General features: G+C 64.5%; 12 protein-coding genes. 7 read left to right on the top strand and 5 right to left on the bottom strand.

Going from position 1 to position 16,115, the window contains the following annotated elements; genetic code table 11:
• Positions 1-32: 32 nt before the first annotated feature.
• Positions 33-1,028, bottom strand: coding sequence for a methyltransferase (locus JLK41_RS20280; RefSeq protein ID WP_210389687.1), 996 nt, complete (start codon positions 1,026-1,028; stop codon positions 33-35).
• A 277-nt stretch (positions 1,029-1,305) separates the two neighbouring features.
• Positions 1,306-2,271 (bottom strand): 2-hydroxyacid dehydrogenase, encoded by a 966-nt coding sequence (locus JLK41_RS20275; RefSeq protein WP_210389686.1) that lies wholly within the window; start codon positions 2,269-2,271, stop codon positions 1,306-1,308.
• A gap of 79 nt (positions 2,272-2,350) precedes the next feature.
• On the opposite strand from JLK41_RS20275, the gene JLK41_RS20270 reads away from it, so the two are divergent.
• Positions 2,351-2,980, top strand: coding sequence for a LysE family translocator (locus tag JLK41_RS20270; protein ID WP_037050923.1), 630 nt, complete (start codon positions 2,351-2,353; stop codon positions 2,978-2,980).
• Between the two features lie 45 nt (positions 2,981-3,025).
• On the opposite strand, the gene JLK41_RS20265 is transcribed toward JLK41_RS20270, so the two are convergent.
• Entirely contained in the window at positions 3,026-4,201 is a 1,176-nt protein-coding gene (locus JLK41_RS20265; RefSeq protein WP_047588054.1) for a thiolase family protein, read from the bottom strand.
• Positions 4,202-4,391: 190 nt separating this feature from the next.
• Here JLK41_RS20265 and JLK41_RS20260 point away from each other — a divergent pair, with 190 nt between their 5' ends.
• The 4 genes from JLK41_RS20260 to JLK41_RS20245 all read left to right on the top strand — a co-directional run bounded on the left by JLK41_RS20260 (position 4,392) and on the right by JLK41_RS20245 (position 12,523).
• A complete protein-coding gene (locus JLK41_RS20260; RefSeq protein WP_210389685.1) occupies positions 4,392-6,074 on the top strand; it encodes a fatty acid--CoA ligase in 1,683 nt (560 codons plus the stop codon).
• 217 nt (positions 6,075-6,291) lie between these two features.
• Positions 6,292-8,244, top strand: a complete 1,953-nt coding sequence (locus tag JLK41_RS20255) for a DUF1302 domain-containing protein (RefSeq protein WP_047588058.1) — start codon at positions 6,292-6,294, stop codon at positions 8,242-8,244.
• Between the two features lie 26 nt (positions 8,245-8,270).
• Complete coding sequence (locus JLK41_RS20250; protein ID WP_210389684.1) at positions 8,271-9,644, top strand: DUF1329 domain-containing protein; 1,374 nt, start codon at positions 8,271-8,273, stop codon at positions 9,642-9,644.
• A gap of 140 nt (positions 9,645-9,784) precedes the next feature.
• Positions 9,785-12,523: a winged helix-turn-helix domain-containing protein gene (locus JLK41_RS20245; protein WP_210389683.1), complete on the top strand. Its 2,739-nt coding sequence runs from the start codon at positions 9,785-9,787 to the stop codon at positions 12,521-12,523.
• Here JLK41_RS20245 and JLK41_RS20240 read toward each other — a convergent pair.
• Positions 12,512-13,372: a hypothetical protein gene (locus JLK41_RS20240; protein ID WP_134675665.1), complete on the bottom strand. Its 861-nt coding sequence runs from the start codon at positions 13,370-13,372 to the stop codon at positions 12,512-12,514. The two genes, JLK41_RS20245 and JLK41_RS20240, sit on opposite strands and share 12 nt — an antisense overlap.
• An 81-nt stretch (positions 13,373-13,453) precedes the next feature.
• On the opposite strand from JLK41_RS20240, the gene JLK41_RS20235 reads away from it, so the two are divergent.
• Both JLK41_RS20235 and JLK41_RS20230 read left to right on the top strand, forming a co-directional pair.
• Positions 13,454-14,119 (top strand): TetR/AcrR family transcriptional regulator, encoded by a 666-nt coding sequence (locus JLK41_RS20235; protein ID WP_210389682.1) that lies wholly within the window; start codon positions 13,454-13,456, stop codon positions 14,117-14,119.
• A gap of 86 nt (positions 14,120-14,205) precedes the next feature.
• Entirely contained in the window at positions 14,206-15,147 is a 942-nt protein-coding gene (locus JLK41_RS20230; RefSeq protein WP_047592289.1) for an alpha/beta fold hydrolase, read from the top strand.
• 71 nt (positions 15,148-15,218) lie between these two features.
• On the opposite strand, the gene JLK41_RS20225 is transcribed toward JLK41_RS20230, so the two are convergent.
• Positions 15,219-16,064, bottom strand: a complete 846-nt coding sequence (locus JLK41_RS20225; RefSeq protein ID WP_037050909.1) for a metal-dependent hydrolase — start codon at positions 16,062-16,064, stop codon at positions 15,219-15,221.
• Positions 16,065-16,115: the final 51 nt, after the last annotated feature.

The following is a 16,115-nucleotide window of genomic DNA, read 5'->3' as shown; positions in this document are numbered from 1 at the left end:
GTGCCCGTGCGCCGCGTTCGAAGCAACTCCGTTCAGCGGCGTGCGCTGTAGATGCGGAAACCATCGGCCTCGGCCAGGGTGCGGCAGGGACCGAGGTGGCGCTCGATCAACGGCGGATACTTGAGAAAGCTGTTGGCGACCAGGCGCAGCTCTCCACCCTCGACGAGGTGACGGCCGGCCTGGACCAGCAGGTTCTCGCTGGCCTGGTAATCGGTGTGCACGCCCTGATGGAAAGGCGGGTTGCTGATGATGGCGCTCAGTGCCTCGGGGGCGGACTCGATCCCGCTGCCGGCAATGACCTCGGCCTCGAGACCGTTGTGCGCCAGCGTCAGCCGGCTGCTGGCCAGGGCGAAGGCGTCGACGTCGAGCAGGGTCACCTGGCTCGATGGGTAGCGGCGCTTGAGTGCAGCGCCCAGCACGCCCGCGCCACAACCGAAGTCCAGCAGGTGGCCGCTGGGCAGGTCCTGCAGGTGCTCCAGCAGCAGGGCGCTGCCGCGGTCGAGGCGACCGTGGGCGAAGACCCCCGGCAGGGTGACGATCTCCAGGGTGCCGTCGCTCAGTTGCAACGGGTAACGCTGTGCCAGCGCCTGCAGGTCTGGCTGCTGCGGCGCCTGTTCGACAGTGGCGCACCACAGCTGGCAGTGCCGGGCGCTGTCGAGCTTGCGCGGCTTGCCGAAGACGGCCAGCTGTTTCGCGGCGCGTTCGATGCCGCCGCGTTTCTCTCCCACCAGGTACAGCGGTTTGCCGGCCAGCCGTGCGGCCAGGGCCTGCAGCAGGTAGTCCGCGAGCTCTCGCGATTTCGGCAGGAACAGCACCGCGGCGCGGTAGTCACCCGCCGGCATCTGCGTGTCGAACTGGCTGCGCCCCGGAAAGCGTGCAGCGAGCAGCGCCTGGTCACCGGCGTGCCAGTTCCAGCCACGGGCCTGCGGCAGTGCGCCAAGCAGGTCATCGGCCGGCAGGCCTGCCAGCAGTACCTGGCCATCGAACAGCTCGGCCTGGCGCAGGAGAACTTCGCTTCGCGGATCCATGGGGGCACCTGCCTGAAAAAGCTGCGCAGCTTACCAGTTCGTTGAAAAACTACCTACGTTGGTACTGCTGCGTTGACATCAGCCTCATAGCCAGAGGCCGAACCGGCATCAGCGCAGCCCGGAAGGGGCGAACGAAGCGCGCCCAATGCTCCTCACTCTCTACGTTCGCCCTTCGGGCCAGCCCGTGGCGGCTAACCCGCTGCGCCGTGTTTCGGCCGCTTTTGCGGGGCTGCCATGGGCCTTGTCTTGTCGTCTCGCCTGCGTTTTCAGCGGCCTGTTACCCGACGACTCGCAGCGGCGCACCGGCGAAGAAGCCGGCGGCGTTCTCCACCACCTGGCCGACGATGCGCTGGCGTGCTTCCTGGCTGCCCCAGGCACTGTGCGGGGTGATGATCAGGCGGGGAATGTCAGTGGCCAGCAGCGGGTTGCCGTCCTTCGGCGGTTCCTGCAGCAGGACATCGGTCGCCGCGCCGCCCAGGTGGCCGCGTCGCAGTGCGTCGGCCAGTGCCTGTTCATCCACCAGGCCGCCGCGTGCGGTGTTGACCAGGAAGGCGCGCGGTTTCATCAGCGCCAGTTCGGCTGCACCGATCAGGTTGCGTGTCTGTTCGTTGAGGGGGCAGTGCAGGGTCAGTGCATCGACCTGTGGCAGCAGTTCGTGCAGCGGCAGGCGGTCGGCGCGCGGAGGGCGACCGGGCAGTTGGCCGAGTACCACACGCATGCCGAAGGCTTCGGCCAGGCGGGCGACCGCGCCCCCCAGTTCGCCGTGGCCAAGCATGCCCAGGGTCTTGCCTTCGAGTTCGACGATGGGGTGATCCAGCAGGCAGAACTGGCTGGCCTGCTGCCAGCGACCTGCCGCGATATCACGCTGGTAGTCGGGCAGGCGCGTGGCCAGTGCCAGGAGCAGCATCAGCGTGTGCTGGGCCACCGAGGGGGTGCCGTAGCCCTGGCAGTTGCAGACGGTCACGCCATGGGCCTTGGCGGCGTTCAGGTCGATGTTGTTGGTACCGGTGGCGGTGACCAGGACCAGTCGCAGATCCGGGCAGGCGTCGAATGTGGCGGCGTCCAGCGGCACCTTGTTGCTGATGGCGACCTGTGCACCTTGCAGGCGTTCGGCGACCTGATCCGGCGCCGTATGGGCATGCAGGGTCAGCTCGGCGAAGGCCTGTTGCATCGGCTGCATGTCGAGGTCGCCGAGGTCGAGGGAAGCATGGTCGAGGAAGACGGCGCGTGGGCTGTTGCTCATCAGCTGTACCTTTTCGCAGGAGGGTCGCAAGAGTAGATTGGCGAGCCTACCAGACCTTCATCACCGATGCGGAGCCGCCATGTACTGGAGTGAATTTCTCACCGTCGCCCTGATCCACCTGCTGGCGGTGGCCAGCCCGGGCCCCGATTTCGCCATCGTGGTGCGCGAGAGCGTCGGCTATGGTCGCCGTGCCGGGCTGTTCACGGCATTTGGCGTGGGCACCGGCATTCTGGTGCACGTGACCTATTCGCTGCTCGGCATCGGCCTGATCGTGTCGCAGTCCATCGTTCTGTTCAACGCGCTGAAGTGGCTGGCGGCGGCCTACCTGCTGTACATCGGGGTCAAGGCTCTGCGTGCCCGCCCGGCTGAACCGGGCAGTGCCGAACTGAACCTGGCCGCCGGCGAGCGCAGCGGGCGCGGTGCGTTCGTCACCGGCTTCGTCACCAACGGGCTCAACCCCAAGGCGACGCTGTTCTTCCTCTCGCTGTTCACCGTGGTGATCAACCCGCATACCCCGATCGCCGTGCAGGCGGGCTATGGCCTCTACCTGGCGCTGGCGACCGCATTCTGGTTCTGCCTGGTGGCCTGGCTGTTCAGTCAGCAGCGGGTGCGCGCGGGATTTGCACGCATGGGCCACTGGTTCGATCGACTGATGGGCGCGGTGCTGGTCGGTATCGGCGTGAAGCTGGCGTTCACCGAGATGCGCTGAACGAAAAAGCCCCGCAGTTGCGGGGCTTTTTCTTGAGGGGCGGGGTTACAGCAGTTCGATGGCGACGGCTGTGGCCTCGCCGCCGCCGATGCACAGCGAGGCGACGCCGCGCTTGCCGCCCTTCGCCTGCAGGGCGTTGATCAGGGTGAGGATGATGCGCGAGCCGGTCGAGCCGACGGGGTGTCCCTGGGCGCAGGCACCGCCGAAGACGTTGACCTTGGCGTGATCCAGGCCGTGTTCGCGCATCGCCAGCATGGTCACCATGGCGAAGGCTTCGTTGATCTCGAACAGATCGATTTCGTCCTTGTTCCAGCCGGTCTTCTTCAGCAGGTTGCTCATCGCACCGATAGGGGCCAGGGTGAACTCGCTCGGGTCCTGGCTCTGGGTGGCGTGGGCCACGACCCTGGCCAGCGGCTTGAGGCCGCGTCTAGCCGCTTCTTCGGCAGTCATCAGCAGCAGCGCGCTGGCGCCGTCGGAGATCGAGCTGGCGTTGGCCGCGGTGATGGTGCCGTCCTTCTTGAAGGCGGGCTTCAGCGCGGGGATCTTGTCCAGGTTGGCGGTCAGCGGCTGTTCGTCGTCCTTCACGATCACCTCGCCTTTGCGCGAGGTCACGGTGACCGGTACGATCTCGTTCGCCAGCGAACCGTCGTGGATCGCGGCCTGGGCACGGCGCAGCGATTCGATGGCGTAGGCGTCCATCTCCTCGCGGGTGATGCCGTACTGGTCTGCGGTCTCCTGGGCGAAGGAGCCCATCAGGCGGCCGGTACGGGCGTCCTCCAGGCCATCGAGGAACATGTGATCCTTGATCTCGCCATGGCCCATGCGCAGGCCGGTGCGGGCCTTCTCCAGGACATACGGCGCGTTGGACATGCTCTCCATGCCACCGGCGATCATCACCTGGTTGCTGCCGGCCTTCAGCGAGTCGAACGCCATCATCACGGCCTTCATGCCCGAGCCACACAGCTTGTTGATGGTGGTGCAGCCGGTGGCCGCCGGCAGGCCGGCATTGAGCGACGCCTGGCGCGCCGGGCCCTGCTTGAGACCGGCAGGCAGGACGCAACCCATGATCACTTCCTGCACGTCGGCCGCCTCGATCCCGGCGCGCTTGACCGCTTCGCGAATGGCGGCCGCGCCCAGGTCGACGGCTGCTACGCTGGCCAGGCTGCCTTGGAAACCGCCCATTGGGGTGCGGGCGCCGCTGACGATGACGATATCGGACATGGTGTTACCTCGAACGAAGATGGGGCTTGGTAAAGTCTGTTTTGATACGTTTGCGTGGCGTCGATTCTAACTCGTGACCAGGATTCTAAATAGGGTCACGCGGCAAATCATTCTTTGGGCTGATTTCCCTGTACAGGCACCGTTCTAGAGTCGCTGCATACCAAACCCTAGCGTGCCTCAAGGTGACTTCATGCTGCAGACTCGACTGATCCCTCCCGCTGAAAACGCTCACGCCTATCCGCTGCTGATCAAGCGCCTGCTGCTGTCCGGCAGCCGCTACGAGAAAACCCGCGAGATCGTCTATCGCGACAAGCTGCGCTACAGCTACGCGACCTTCAACGAGCGGGTCGCGCGTCTGGCCAACGTGCTCAGCGAGGCAGGGGTCAAGCCCGGTGACACCGTGGCGGTGATGGACTGGGACAGCCACCGTTACCTGGAATGCATGTTTGCCATCCCCATGCTCGGTGCGGTGCTGCACACCATCAATATCCGCCTGTCGCCGGACCAGATCCTCTACACCATGAACCATGCCGAAGACCGCTTCGTGCTGGTCAACAGCGAATTCGTCGCCCTCTACAACGGCATTGCCGGGCAGCTGACCACCGTCGAGAAGACCTTGCTGCTGACCGATGGCGATGAGCGCAATGCCGAGCTGCCAGGGCTCGTCGGCGAGTACGAAAGCCTGCTGTCCGCCGCCAGCCCCCGCTACGACTTCGCCGACTTCGACGAGAACTCGGTGGCCACGACCTTCTACACCACCGGCACCACCGGCAACCCCAAGGGGGTGTACTTCACCCACCGCCAACTGGTGCTGCACACCCTGTCCATGGCCGCCACCATGGGTGGCCTGGACAGCATCCGCCTGCTGGGCAATGACGACGTCTACATGCCGATCACGCCGATGTTCCACGTGCATGCCTGGGGTGTGCCCTACGTGGCGACCATGCTCGGGGTCAAGCAGGTGTACCCCGGCCGCTACGAGCCGGACATGCTCTGCCGCCTGATCAAGGAGGAGAAGGTCAGCTTCTCCCACTGCGTGCCGACCATCCTGCAGATGGTGCTGGGTGCACCGGGGGCGCAAGGGCACGACTTCGGTGGCATGAAGATGATCATCGGTGGCAGTGCGCTCAACCGTTCGCTGTACGAGGCGGCCAAGGCGCGCGGCATCCAGCTGACGGCCGCCTATGGCATGTCGGAGACCTGCCCGCTGATCTCCTGCGCCTATCTCAACGAGGAGCTGCGTGCGGGCAGCGAGGACGAGCGCACGGCGTACCGCATCAAGGCCGGTATCCCGGTGCCGCTGGTGGAAGCCGCGATCATGGACGATGAGGGCAAGCTGTTGCCGAGCGACGGCGAGGCGCAGGGTGAGCTGGTGCTGCGTGCGCCGTGGCTGACCCAGGGGTACTTCCGCGAGCCGGAGAAAGGCGAGGAGCTCTGGGCCCACGGCTGGCTGCACACGGGGGATGTGGCGACCATCGATGGCATGGGTTTCATCGAGATTCGCGACCGCATCAAGGACGTGATCAAGACCGGTGGCGAGTGGATTTCCTCGCTCGAGCTGGAAGACCTGATCAGCCGTCACGCTGCCGTGCGCGAAGTGGCGGTGGTGGGCGTGCCCGATCCGCAATGGGGCGAGCGGCCGTTCGCCCTGCTGGTGGTGCGTGAAGGCGAGGCGCTGGATGCCAAGGGGCTGAAGGAGCACCTCAAGCCTTTCGTCGAGCAGGGGCACATCAACAAGTGGGCCATTCCTTCGCAGATCGCCCTTGTTACCGAAATTCCCAAGACCAGCGTCGGCAAACTGGACAAGAAGCGTATTCGCGTCGAAATCGCCCAGTGGCAGGAGGCGGGCAGCGCATTTCTCTCCACGCTGTGAACGGCGCACTGGCTGGGTGGTGAAAGTGACCGCCCGGTCAAACAAGCGTTTGGCTTGCTAATTGCTGTTTCGCGTCCATGCTTGGCTAGGCGCAGGACGTGAAACCTGCGAGCCAGAGTGCCTGGGGACTGCAAATCACACTTTCGAGGGATCAAGCAGTACTACCCGCTGGCTATAGTCCAAGCATCCATAACAAAAAACACATGGAGTAGCGTCGATGACAACAAGAACAAAACCCTACTGGCGTTTGGCGAAACTTCCGCTGGCCGTCAGCCTCGCTTCCACCCTTGCCGCTCCGGCATTCGGCGTCACTTTCAATATCGGTGAGATCGAAGGTCAGTTCGATTCGTCGCTGTCTGTGGGTGCCAGCTGGTCCACCGAGAAAGCGGACAAGGACCTGATCGGGGTGAACAACGGTGGTCGTGGCCTGTCACAGACCTCCGATGATGGTCATCTGAACTTCAAGCGTGGCGAGACCTTCTCCAAGATCTTCAAGGGTATCCATGATCTTGAGCTTCGCTATGGCGATACCGGCTTGTTCGTGCGTGGTAAGTACTGGTACGACTTCGAGCTGAAGGACGAGAGTCGTCCGTTCAAGGACATCAGCGATAGCAACCGCAAGGAAGGCGCTCAGGCTTCCGGCGCAGAAATTCTCGACGCTTTCATCTATCACAATTACGCCATTGGCGACATGCCCGGCAGCGTGCGCCTTGGTAAGCAGGTCGTTAACTGGGGGGAGAGCACGTTCATCGGTGGTGGTATCAACGCCATCAACCCGATCGACGTGTCTGCATTTCGCCGCCCGGGTGCCGAAATCAAGGAAGGCCTGATCCCGGTCAACATGTTCTACGTGGCGCAAAGCCTGACCGACAACCTGTCGATGGAGGCGTTCTACCAGATCGAATGGGATCAGACCGTAGTCGACAACTGCGGCACTTTCTTCTCCCAGCCGGATGTGATTGCGGATGGCTGTGACGACAATCTGTCCGTACTGCGCACCGAGGTCGGTCTTTCCCGGGCGCTCGCTGGCCTGGGGCCGCTGGCTCCTGGAGTGGTTGATCTGCTGAAGGACAATGGTGTCTCCTGGGCCAGTCCTGACGAAGGGGTCAAGGTTGCCAGAGGTGGCGACCGCGATGCGCGTGATAGCGGTCAGTGGGGGGTAGCTTTCCGCTATATGTTCGAGCCGATCGATACTGAGTTCGGTTTCTATGCGATGAACTACCACAGCCGCTTGCCCATATTCAGTGCCTCTGCTGCCGATCCCTCTGTGTATGCGCTGTTCAGTCCGGCGAATCCTGCAGGCCTGGGGCCGCAGCTCGGCGGATTGGGCGTTCCAGGGGCCGCCATCCCAGGCTTGGTTGGTCAGCTGGCGCCACTGGTAGTTGCGGGGAACTCCAAGTATTTCGTCGAGTATCCCGAAGACATTCGGCTATACGGGTTGAGCTTCTCCACCACGCTGCCGACCGGAACGGCGTGGAGCGGCGAGATCAGCTACCGGCCCAATGCGCCGGTGCAGTTGAACACCACGGATATCCTGTTTGCGGGAATCACGCCGTTGAACCCCAATGTCTCGGTGCTTCAGGGACGACCGGGTACCGACCTCCATGGTTATCGTCGAAAAGAGATTACCCAGCTGCAAACCACCTTCACCCATTTCATCGATCAGGTAATGGGGGCCAGTCGCCTGACGTTGGTGGGTGAGGTAGGTTGGACCCACGTCGGTGGTCTGGAAAGCAACAATGAGGCGCGCTACGGTCGCGACCCCGTGTTCGGGCCAGGCCCCCTGCCGAATGGCACATGCCAGAGCCTGAATGCCGGTACCCTGGGCAGCACTACTGCCGAGAATGTCAGTCGCTACTGCGAGAACGATGGTTTCACCACATCTAACTCCTGGGGTTATCGCGCTCGTGCGATCTGGGACTACCCCAATGCCATCGCGGGCGTGAACCTGCGTCCCAGCGTGGCTTGGTCGCACGACGTAAAAGGCTACTCACCGGGCCCGGGTGCCAACTTCGAAGAAGGCCGCAAGGCTGTGAGCCTTGGCCTCAACGCCGAGTACCAGAACACCTATACCGCTGATCTGTCGTATACCAGCTTCTTCGGCGGCGGAAAGTACAACACCCAGCGTGACCGTGACTTCGTCGCGCTCAGCTTCGGTATGAACTTCTAAGCGGCCAGGAATTTCGAGGAATGAAGATGCAAACGAAAACAACAAAAAAACTGTGGCAAAGCGGCATCCTGACCCTGTCTCTGCTGGCCACCAGCGTGATGGCGGCGGTGTCGCCGGACGAAGCGGCGAAGCTGGGTAACACGCTGACCCCGGTTGGCGCCGAGATGGCCGGTAATGCCGATGGCTCGATTCCGGCCTGGACCGGCGGCCTGCCGGCCAATGCCGGCAGCGTCGACGGCAAGGGCTTCCTGTCCGACCCGTTCGCCAACGAGCAGCCGCTGTTCACCATCACCGCGCAGAACGTCGACCAGTACAAGGACAAGCTGACGCCTGGCCAGCTGGCCATGTTCAAGCGCTACCCCGACAGCTACAAGATGCCGGTCTACCCGAGCCACCGTTCGGCGAGCCTGCCGCCAGCGGTGATCGAGGCGGCCAAGCAGAATGCGGTCAACACCAAGATGGTCGAGGGTGGCAACGGCCTGGAGAACTTCCAGACCGCCAACCCCTTCCCGATTCCGCAGAACGGCCTGGAAGCGATCTGGAACCACATCACCCGCTACCGCGGTGGCAGCGTGCGCCGTCTGGTCACTCAGGCGACTCCGCAGGCCAACGGTTCCTACTCGCTAGTCTACTTCCAGGACGAGTTCACCTTCCGTGATGCGCTGACCGACTTCGACCCGAGCAAGGAAAGCAACGTCCTGTTCTACTTCAAGCAGCGCGTGACCGCACCGTCGCGCCTGGCGGGTAACGTGCTGCTGGTGCACGAAACCCTCAACCAGGTGAAGGAGCCGCGTCTGGCGTGGCTGTACAACGCCGGTCAGCGTCGTGTGCGTCGTGCCCCGCAGGTGTCCTACGATGGTCCGGGTACTGCGGCTGACGGCCTGCGTACCTCCGACAACTTCGACATGTACAACGGCGCGCCGGACCGTTACGACTGGAAGCTCGAAGGCAAGAAGGAGATCTACATCCCCTACAACGCCTACAAGCTGGACTCGCCGAGCCTGAAGTACGAAGACATCATCAAGGCTGGCCACATCAACCAGGACCTGACTCGCTACGAGCTGCACCGCGTATGGCATGTGACCGCGACCCTCAAGCAGGGTGAGCGCCACATCTATGCCAAGCGCGACTTCTACCTCGACGAGGATACCTGGCAAGCGGCGCTGATCGACCACTACGACGGTCGTGGCACCCTGTGGCGCGTGGCCGAGGCGCATGCCCAGTACTACTACGACAAGCAAGTGCCGTGGTACACGCTGGAAGCGCTGTACGACCTGCTGTCCGGTCGCTACCTGGCCCTGGGTATGAAGAACGAGGAGAAACAGGCCTACGACTTCAACTACAAGGCCTCCAGCAGCGACTACACGCCAGCGGCCCTGCGCCAGGCGGGCGTTCGCTGATAGTTGCACGCACCACGAAAAAGCCGGCCTTGTGCCGGCTTTTTCGTTACGGACTGTAGCAAGCGCTTCTAAAGGCCACTGCAAGTCGCTAGGCTGAGCTCAGATCGAGCCCCAGACAGAAGACTTCCAAGAATCGGCCGATGACAGACCTTTCCCGCTCCCCAGCTTTCCCCTATGCACCGGCTACGCCGGCGGAGGCGCGTTTCTATCGGCCACCGCTGCCGGCCGGGCACATGCCCAGGCCCAGGCTGTGCGAGCGCCTCGAGGAAGGGCTGCAAGGACGCCTCCTGCTGGTCAGCGCGCCTGCCGGCTTTGGCAAGAGCTCGCTGGCGATCGAATTCTGCGAACGCCTGCCGAATCACTGGCGCAGCCTCTGGCTGGGCCTGAGCGAGCGGGATCGTGATCCCGGGCGCTTCCTCGAACGGTTGTTGCAAGGCCTGCAGCAGTCGTACCCGGGCCTGGGCGAGGACGCCCTTGGCCTGCTGAAAATGCGTCAGCGCCATCAGCCCTTCGCCTTCGAGCAGTGGCTCGACGGCCTGCTCGATGAGCTGACTCGGCAACTGGACGATGGCCAGCCGCTGCTGTTGGTGCTGGACGATTACCACCTGGCGCAAGGGCCGGTTCTCGATCGCTGCCTGCAGTTTTTCCTCAATCACCTGCCACCCGGTGTGCTGCTGCTGGTCACCAGTCGTCAGCGACCCGACTGGCACCTGGCGCGTCTGCGCCTGTCGCGGCAGTTGCTCGAACTCAACGAGCAGGATCTGCGCCTGACCGCCGTGGAGCTGGATGCACTGTTGGCGAGCCAGGGCACGCGCCTGGAGCGGCAGCAGGTCGCCGGTATCCTGCAGCGCAGCGAGGGCTGGATCGCCGGCCTGCGCCTCTGGCTGCTGGCTTCCGAGGAGCTGGGGGCGGGAGCCTGTCTGCAGCTGCACGGCGGTGAGGGGCTGATCCGCGAATACCTGCTCGAAGAGGTGATCGAGCGCCAACCCGCCGAGGTGCAGCAGTTCCTTTACGACACCGCGTGCCTCGAGCGCTTCTGCGCCGATCTGTGCGATGCGGTGCGTGACAGCCACGACAGCGCTGCGATCATCCGCCAGTTGCAGGCCAATCAGGTCTTCCTGGTGCCGCTCGACGAGCAGGGCAACTGGTTTCGCTACCACCACCTGTTCTCCGACCTGCTCAATGCGCGTGCCGCGGATGGCTCGAATGCTTCGCGTGGCGGTGCGCATCTGCGTGCCTGCCGCTGGTTCGCCGCGCAGGGCATGCTGGACTCTGCCATCGAGCAGGCCCTGGTGGCCGGACAGGCCGATGTGGCGGCCAGCCTGGTGCAGAATCTGTCGGAAGAGAAGATGCTCGCCGAGCAGAACGTCGCCATGCTGCTGCGCTGGAAAACCAACCTGCCGGACGACCTGCTGGCCAGTACCCCACGACTGATCATGCTCTATGGCTGGGCCCTGGCGCTGGCCTGTCAGCTGGATGCGGCGCAGGAGTTGCTCGAGCAGCTCGGGCGATTCCTGCCCGCAGCCGATGCGGCCAGCCAGTGCAGCCTGCTGGCGCAGTGGCAGGCCCTCGATGGGGTGATCGCCCGTGGCCGTGGCGATGGGGCACGGGCCGAGCGGCAGTGCAGCGAAGCCCTGGCCTGTCTGCCTGGCGAACGCTACGGTCCGCATTTTCTGTGCCTGTCGGCGCTGTCCAACCTGGCCATGGTGCACGGCGACCTGTGGCGTGCGCGGGGACTGAATCGCGATGCGCTGGAGCTGGCGCAGCGTATCGGCAACCCGTTGTTCGAGGCTCTCGCGCATTACGAGCGTGCCCGCGTACTGCAGGCCCGTGGTGAGGTGTTGCGAGCGCAGGACGAAGTGCATCAGGGCTTGCTGCTGGTGCAGCGGCTGCCGACCCAGCGCAGCTATTCCGTGCGTGCGCGGCTGACCCTGTACGAGGGCTATCTGCTCAGCCTGCGTCTGGATGCACGGGCGGCCGAGCATCTGCGTGCGGGCATCGCCGAGGCCCGTGCCTGTCGCGATGTCGGCGTGCTGATCGGCTATTGCGTGCTGGCCTGCCTGGAAGGGCGCGAGGAACGTCCTGCCGAGGCATTTGCCCTGCTCGGCGAGGCCGAGCGTCTGATGCATGTCTGGGATGTGCCTGCGATCTACTACCTGGCGATGATCACGCTGATCAAGTGCGAGCTGTGGCTGCGTCAGGGTCAGGTCGAACTGGCCGCAGCCTGGCTGCCGCAGCTGGCGGAAACCTACGGCGATCAGGGGCGGGCGTTGGCGCCGGAGTTCCACCCGCAACTCGCCATGCACATCGACCTGCAGCACGCCGCGCTGGAGCGTCTGCAGGGCGCCGTGGACAACGCCGAGCGGCGCTTGCGAGCGTTGCCGCAGCGTGCCCAGGGGCTGGGCGGGCAACTGGTTGGCCTGATGGCGCAGGCGCAGCTGGCGCAACTGTTGAAGCAGACCGGGCGTGAGCGCGAGGCGCAGCAACAGCTCGATAGCTGCCTGGATGCCGCTCAGGGCGGGGCGTTGCTGCCGTTCGTCGAGCTACTGCAGCATCAGCCGCACTGGTTGCGCGAGCGCTTGCTGGCGCGTCCGTCCAGCCCGCTGCGTGACGAGCTGCTGGCCCAGTTGCCGGCGGCGGCGCAGTTCGTCGTCGAGCCCGAGCTGGAGCAGGAGCCGTTGGCGGAAAAGCTCAGCAGCCGCGAGCTGGCCGTGCTGCAGCTGATCGCGCGTGGTTGCTCGAACCAGGAAATCAGCGAGCGGCTGTTCATCTCCCTGCACACCGTCAAGACGCACGCCCGCCACATCAACAGCAAGCTCGGGGTCGAGCGGCGTACCCAGGCGGTCGCCCGCGCCAAGGGCCTTGGCCTACTGCACTGAGTCCGGCGCCGACAGGTCCAGGCTGGGCGCCTTCTTCGCCGGTTTTGCCGGTTGCGCCAGCTGGGTCTGCACGTCCTGGTGGATCATCTGCAGGACCGGTAGCAAGGTGCTCATGTCCTGCCGCACCTGCGGGTAGCGATGCCCGCTGGCCAGGCCTTCGAGGCGGGCCAGCAGTTGTGCCTGCACCTCGACCGGCAGATGCACGAACAGCTCGGGTAGCTGCTGGCTCAGCTCGGCGCTGTACAGCAACAGCTCGTCGCGGCCGAAGGCCTGGGTCAGCTCCAGGTAGTCCAGGGCGCTGCCGCCGAGCATGGCCGCTGCGGCCTTGGTTTCCTGCAGGCCCTGCAGGCGCACCGGGTTGCTTTGCTCGCCCTGCGACAGGGTCATCCAGAACTCGGTGGTGAGGGTGAAGAGAATGGCCTGCTGGCGCAGCGAGTAGGTCATCAGCCCCAGCGCTTCGGCGGCGTAGGGTTGTTGCCGGGCGCGGAAGTCGAAGTACAGGCGCATCAGCTCCTTGAGTTCGAACAGCACCTCGCGTGCCTCGTTCTGGCGCAGCTCCAGGGGCGCGTAGATGTTCAGCTGCGGGCGAAAATTCTCCGGGGAAACCATGCGCTGGTAGATCGGCCCGGTGAATTCGCCACTGCGACGCGGCAAGGCATTGGCCTGCGTCCCGTCGATCTTCTCCAGCGCCTCGCGCAGTTGCCGGTAGTCGCCACTGCGCCAGGGGGTGTGGATATCCGGGATGCGCTGGCCGAGGTAGAACAGCTCGGCCGCCGTAACCGGCGACAACCAGACCAGCAAAAGGATGGCCAGCGGCCAGGACAGGCGACGTGCTAGGGTCGGGGACACATTCGATTTCCGCGGTTGAAGGCGGCTCCAGAGTACTCAGCTGGCGCGGTCACGTCACCCGCGCCTTGGTTGGGACGGGGCATGGACGAGTTGGCCGAGCATGGTGCGATACGGGCGGTATTCGAGGACCTGGGCGGTTACGGCGCGCTAGCCTCGCAACAGGGCGAAGGCGGCGAGGGGCCGCTGGTCGGCCATCTGCAACGTACCAACATCCAGCTGGCGGCCATCGGCGTGTTCGCCCGCAAGGGGGTGGAGCAGGCGACGGTCAACGACCTGCTGGACGCTGCGCAGGTGTCGCGTCGAACCTTCTACAAGTACTTCGCCAACAAGGCACAGGTGCTCGAAGGTATCTACCAGACTTCGGTGCAGCTGTTGCTCGCGCGTTTTCGCGAGATGCAGCAGGTCGCCGGGAGCCCGCAGGAGTGGTTGCGGGCGATGGTCGGGCGCTTCTTCGACTATCACCTGGCGGTCGGGCCGATCATTCGCCTGATGCAGGAGGAAGCCTTGCGTGCGCAGTCACCGCTGGCGGTCCATCGCCAGCGAGCGCACCAGGAGATGCTGCGACTGCTGGTCGAGCGTCTGGAGCCCGAACTCGCACCGCGCGATCCGCTGGTTTACCAGGCGCTGATCTGGGTGCTCGAGGCGGCCTCCCTCGACCTGCTCGGGCGCAACGCCAGCCGCGTGGAGATCGAACAGGCCAAGACCGTCCTGGGGGACTTGCTGATCGCGTCGCTGTGCCCATGCTGAGCGGGAACAGTCCCAAGGTTGGGCACTAACGCAGCGCGACTCATGCTCTGATGCACGTTACCTACAACAAGATCGAGGTACCGTGCATGACCGCCAACAGCCTGTCCCTGCAACCGCCGCTCGCTGCCGGTTTCGCCCGCCTGGGCTTCGGCGCCTTGCCCCTGGAGCGCCTCAAGGAGCGTTACGGCAATGCGCAGCAGGGCTCACGCTACATCGAACTCGACGGCTTCAACATCCATTACCGGGACGAGGGCAGTCGTGGCAAACCGGCGCTGGTGATGATCCATGGCGTGGTCGCCTCGCTGCATACCTGGGATGCTTGGGTGCAGGCATTTGCGCCCGACTACCGCATCATCCGCTTCGACGTGCCGGGCTTCGGCCTGACCGGCCCCGCGCGTGATGGCCGCTACTCGGCCGAGCGCATGATCCACGTGCTCGGTCTGTTGCTCGATTACCTGCAGGTGGAGAAGGCCGATATCGCCGGCAACTCCCTGGGCGGCTACATCGCCTGGAACTTCGCCCTGGCCCAGCCGCAGCGTGTGGGCAAGCTGGTGCTCATCGATCCGGCCGGCTACCCCATGCGCAAGGTGCCCTGGATGATTGCCGCCGCGGCGTTGCCTGGCGCCACCCTGGCCATGCCGATGTGGATGCCGCGCGCGCTGATCGCCCAGGGCATCAAGGAGGTCTATGGCGAGCCGGGGCGTATCAAGCCCGGTGTGGTCGATCGCTACTACGACCTGTCACGCAGGCCGGGCAATCGCCGCGGCATGATGGATATCTTCCGTGTGCTGCTGAAGGTCAACAAGGAGGAGCTGCACGCGACGCCCGAGCGGGTCGCGCAGATCCAGGCACCTACCTTGCTGATGTGGGGCGAACGCGACCGCTGGATTTCGCCCCGTCACGTGCCGCTGTGGCAGCGTGATCTGCCGGGGATCGAGGTCAAGGTCTATGCCGGCGTCGGGCATATCCCCATGGAGGAAATCCCCGAGCAGAGCGCCGCCGATGCGATGAGGTTCCTCAAGGGCTGAACGCGCACTGGACATGAAAAAGCCCGGCCAGAGCCGGGCTTTTTCATGCATCACTTGGCTGGGGCAGCGCCTCAGGCGGCGCTGGCCTGGACCTGCGGGCTGCCGTCGAACTCTTCGCGGGTGGCGTGCAGCAGGTCGAGATTGTCATGCTCCCAGGGGTGGAAACCGTCCTTGAAGAAGTCCAGATAGGTGCCGATCAACGGGCGGAAAACACCTTCCTTGCCCCACATCCAGCGGATGCCGTCGCGCCATACGCGCCAGTTCCACAGCAGACCGTCGACCTTGAGCATGTGCGCCAGGCCACGGGTGGTATCGAGCACGAAGAAGAAGGTGCCCATGAGCATTGCCCGGCGCAGCAGCTTGCGACTGCCACACACCTGGTTGTAGACGTCGAAGGCGACTGCCTTGTGCTCGGTCTCCTCCAACGCATGCCAGCGCCAGAGACGGGCCAGGGTCGGATGCGCGTCGGCCATCTGCGCGTCGTTTCTCAGCAGGCCGTCGGCCATGATCGCGGTGATGTGTTCCAGTGCGGCGGTCGCCGCCAGTTGCCGCTGCGGCGAGAACTTCTTCTGCGTGTAGCGGATGCGCGCGCGGGCACGCTTCTCGATGCGCTCGACGTTGTAACCCAGGTCACGCAGGCGCTGGCTGTACTCGAGGTGCTCGCGGCTGTGATGGCCTTCCTGGCCGATGAAGCCGCGAATCTGCTCCTTGAGCACCGGGTCGTCGATGCGGTCGCGGAAGTGGCGCACCGAATCGATGAAGAAGCGTTCGCCGTCGGGAAACAACACCGACATGGCATCGAACAGGTGGGTCTTGAAGGCGTCGCCGCCGTTCCAGTGGCGCGGCAGCGGGTTGGGCAGATCGAAGTCCATGTGTCTGGGGCGAATCTGCAATCCTTCCGGTGTGGTGCTGGCCATGAGGGCTCCATTGCGCTGTTTGACTGGCGTCCACTATGAGCGCCATGCGCG

This window comes from Ectopseudomonas khazarica, assembly GCF_017915135.1.
Lineage (GTDB): Bacteria > Pseudomonadota > Gammaproteobacteria > Pseudomonadales > Pseudomonadaceae > Aquipseudomonas > Aquipseudomonas khazarica.
This window is presented reverse-complemented; position numbering and strand designations above follow the sequence as displayed.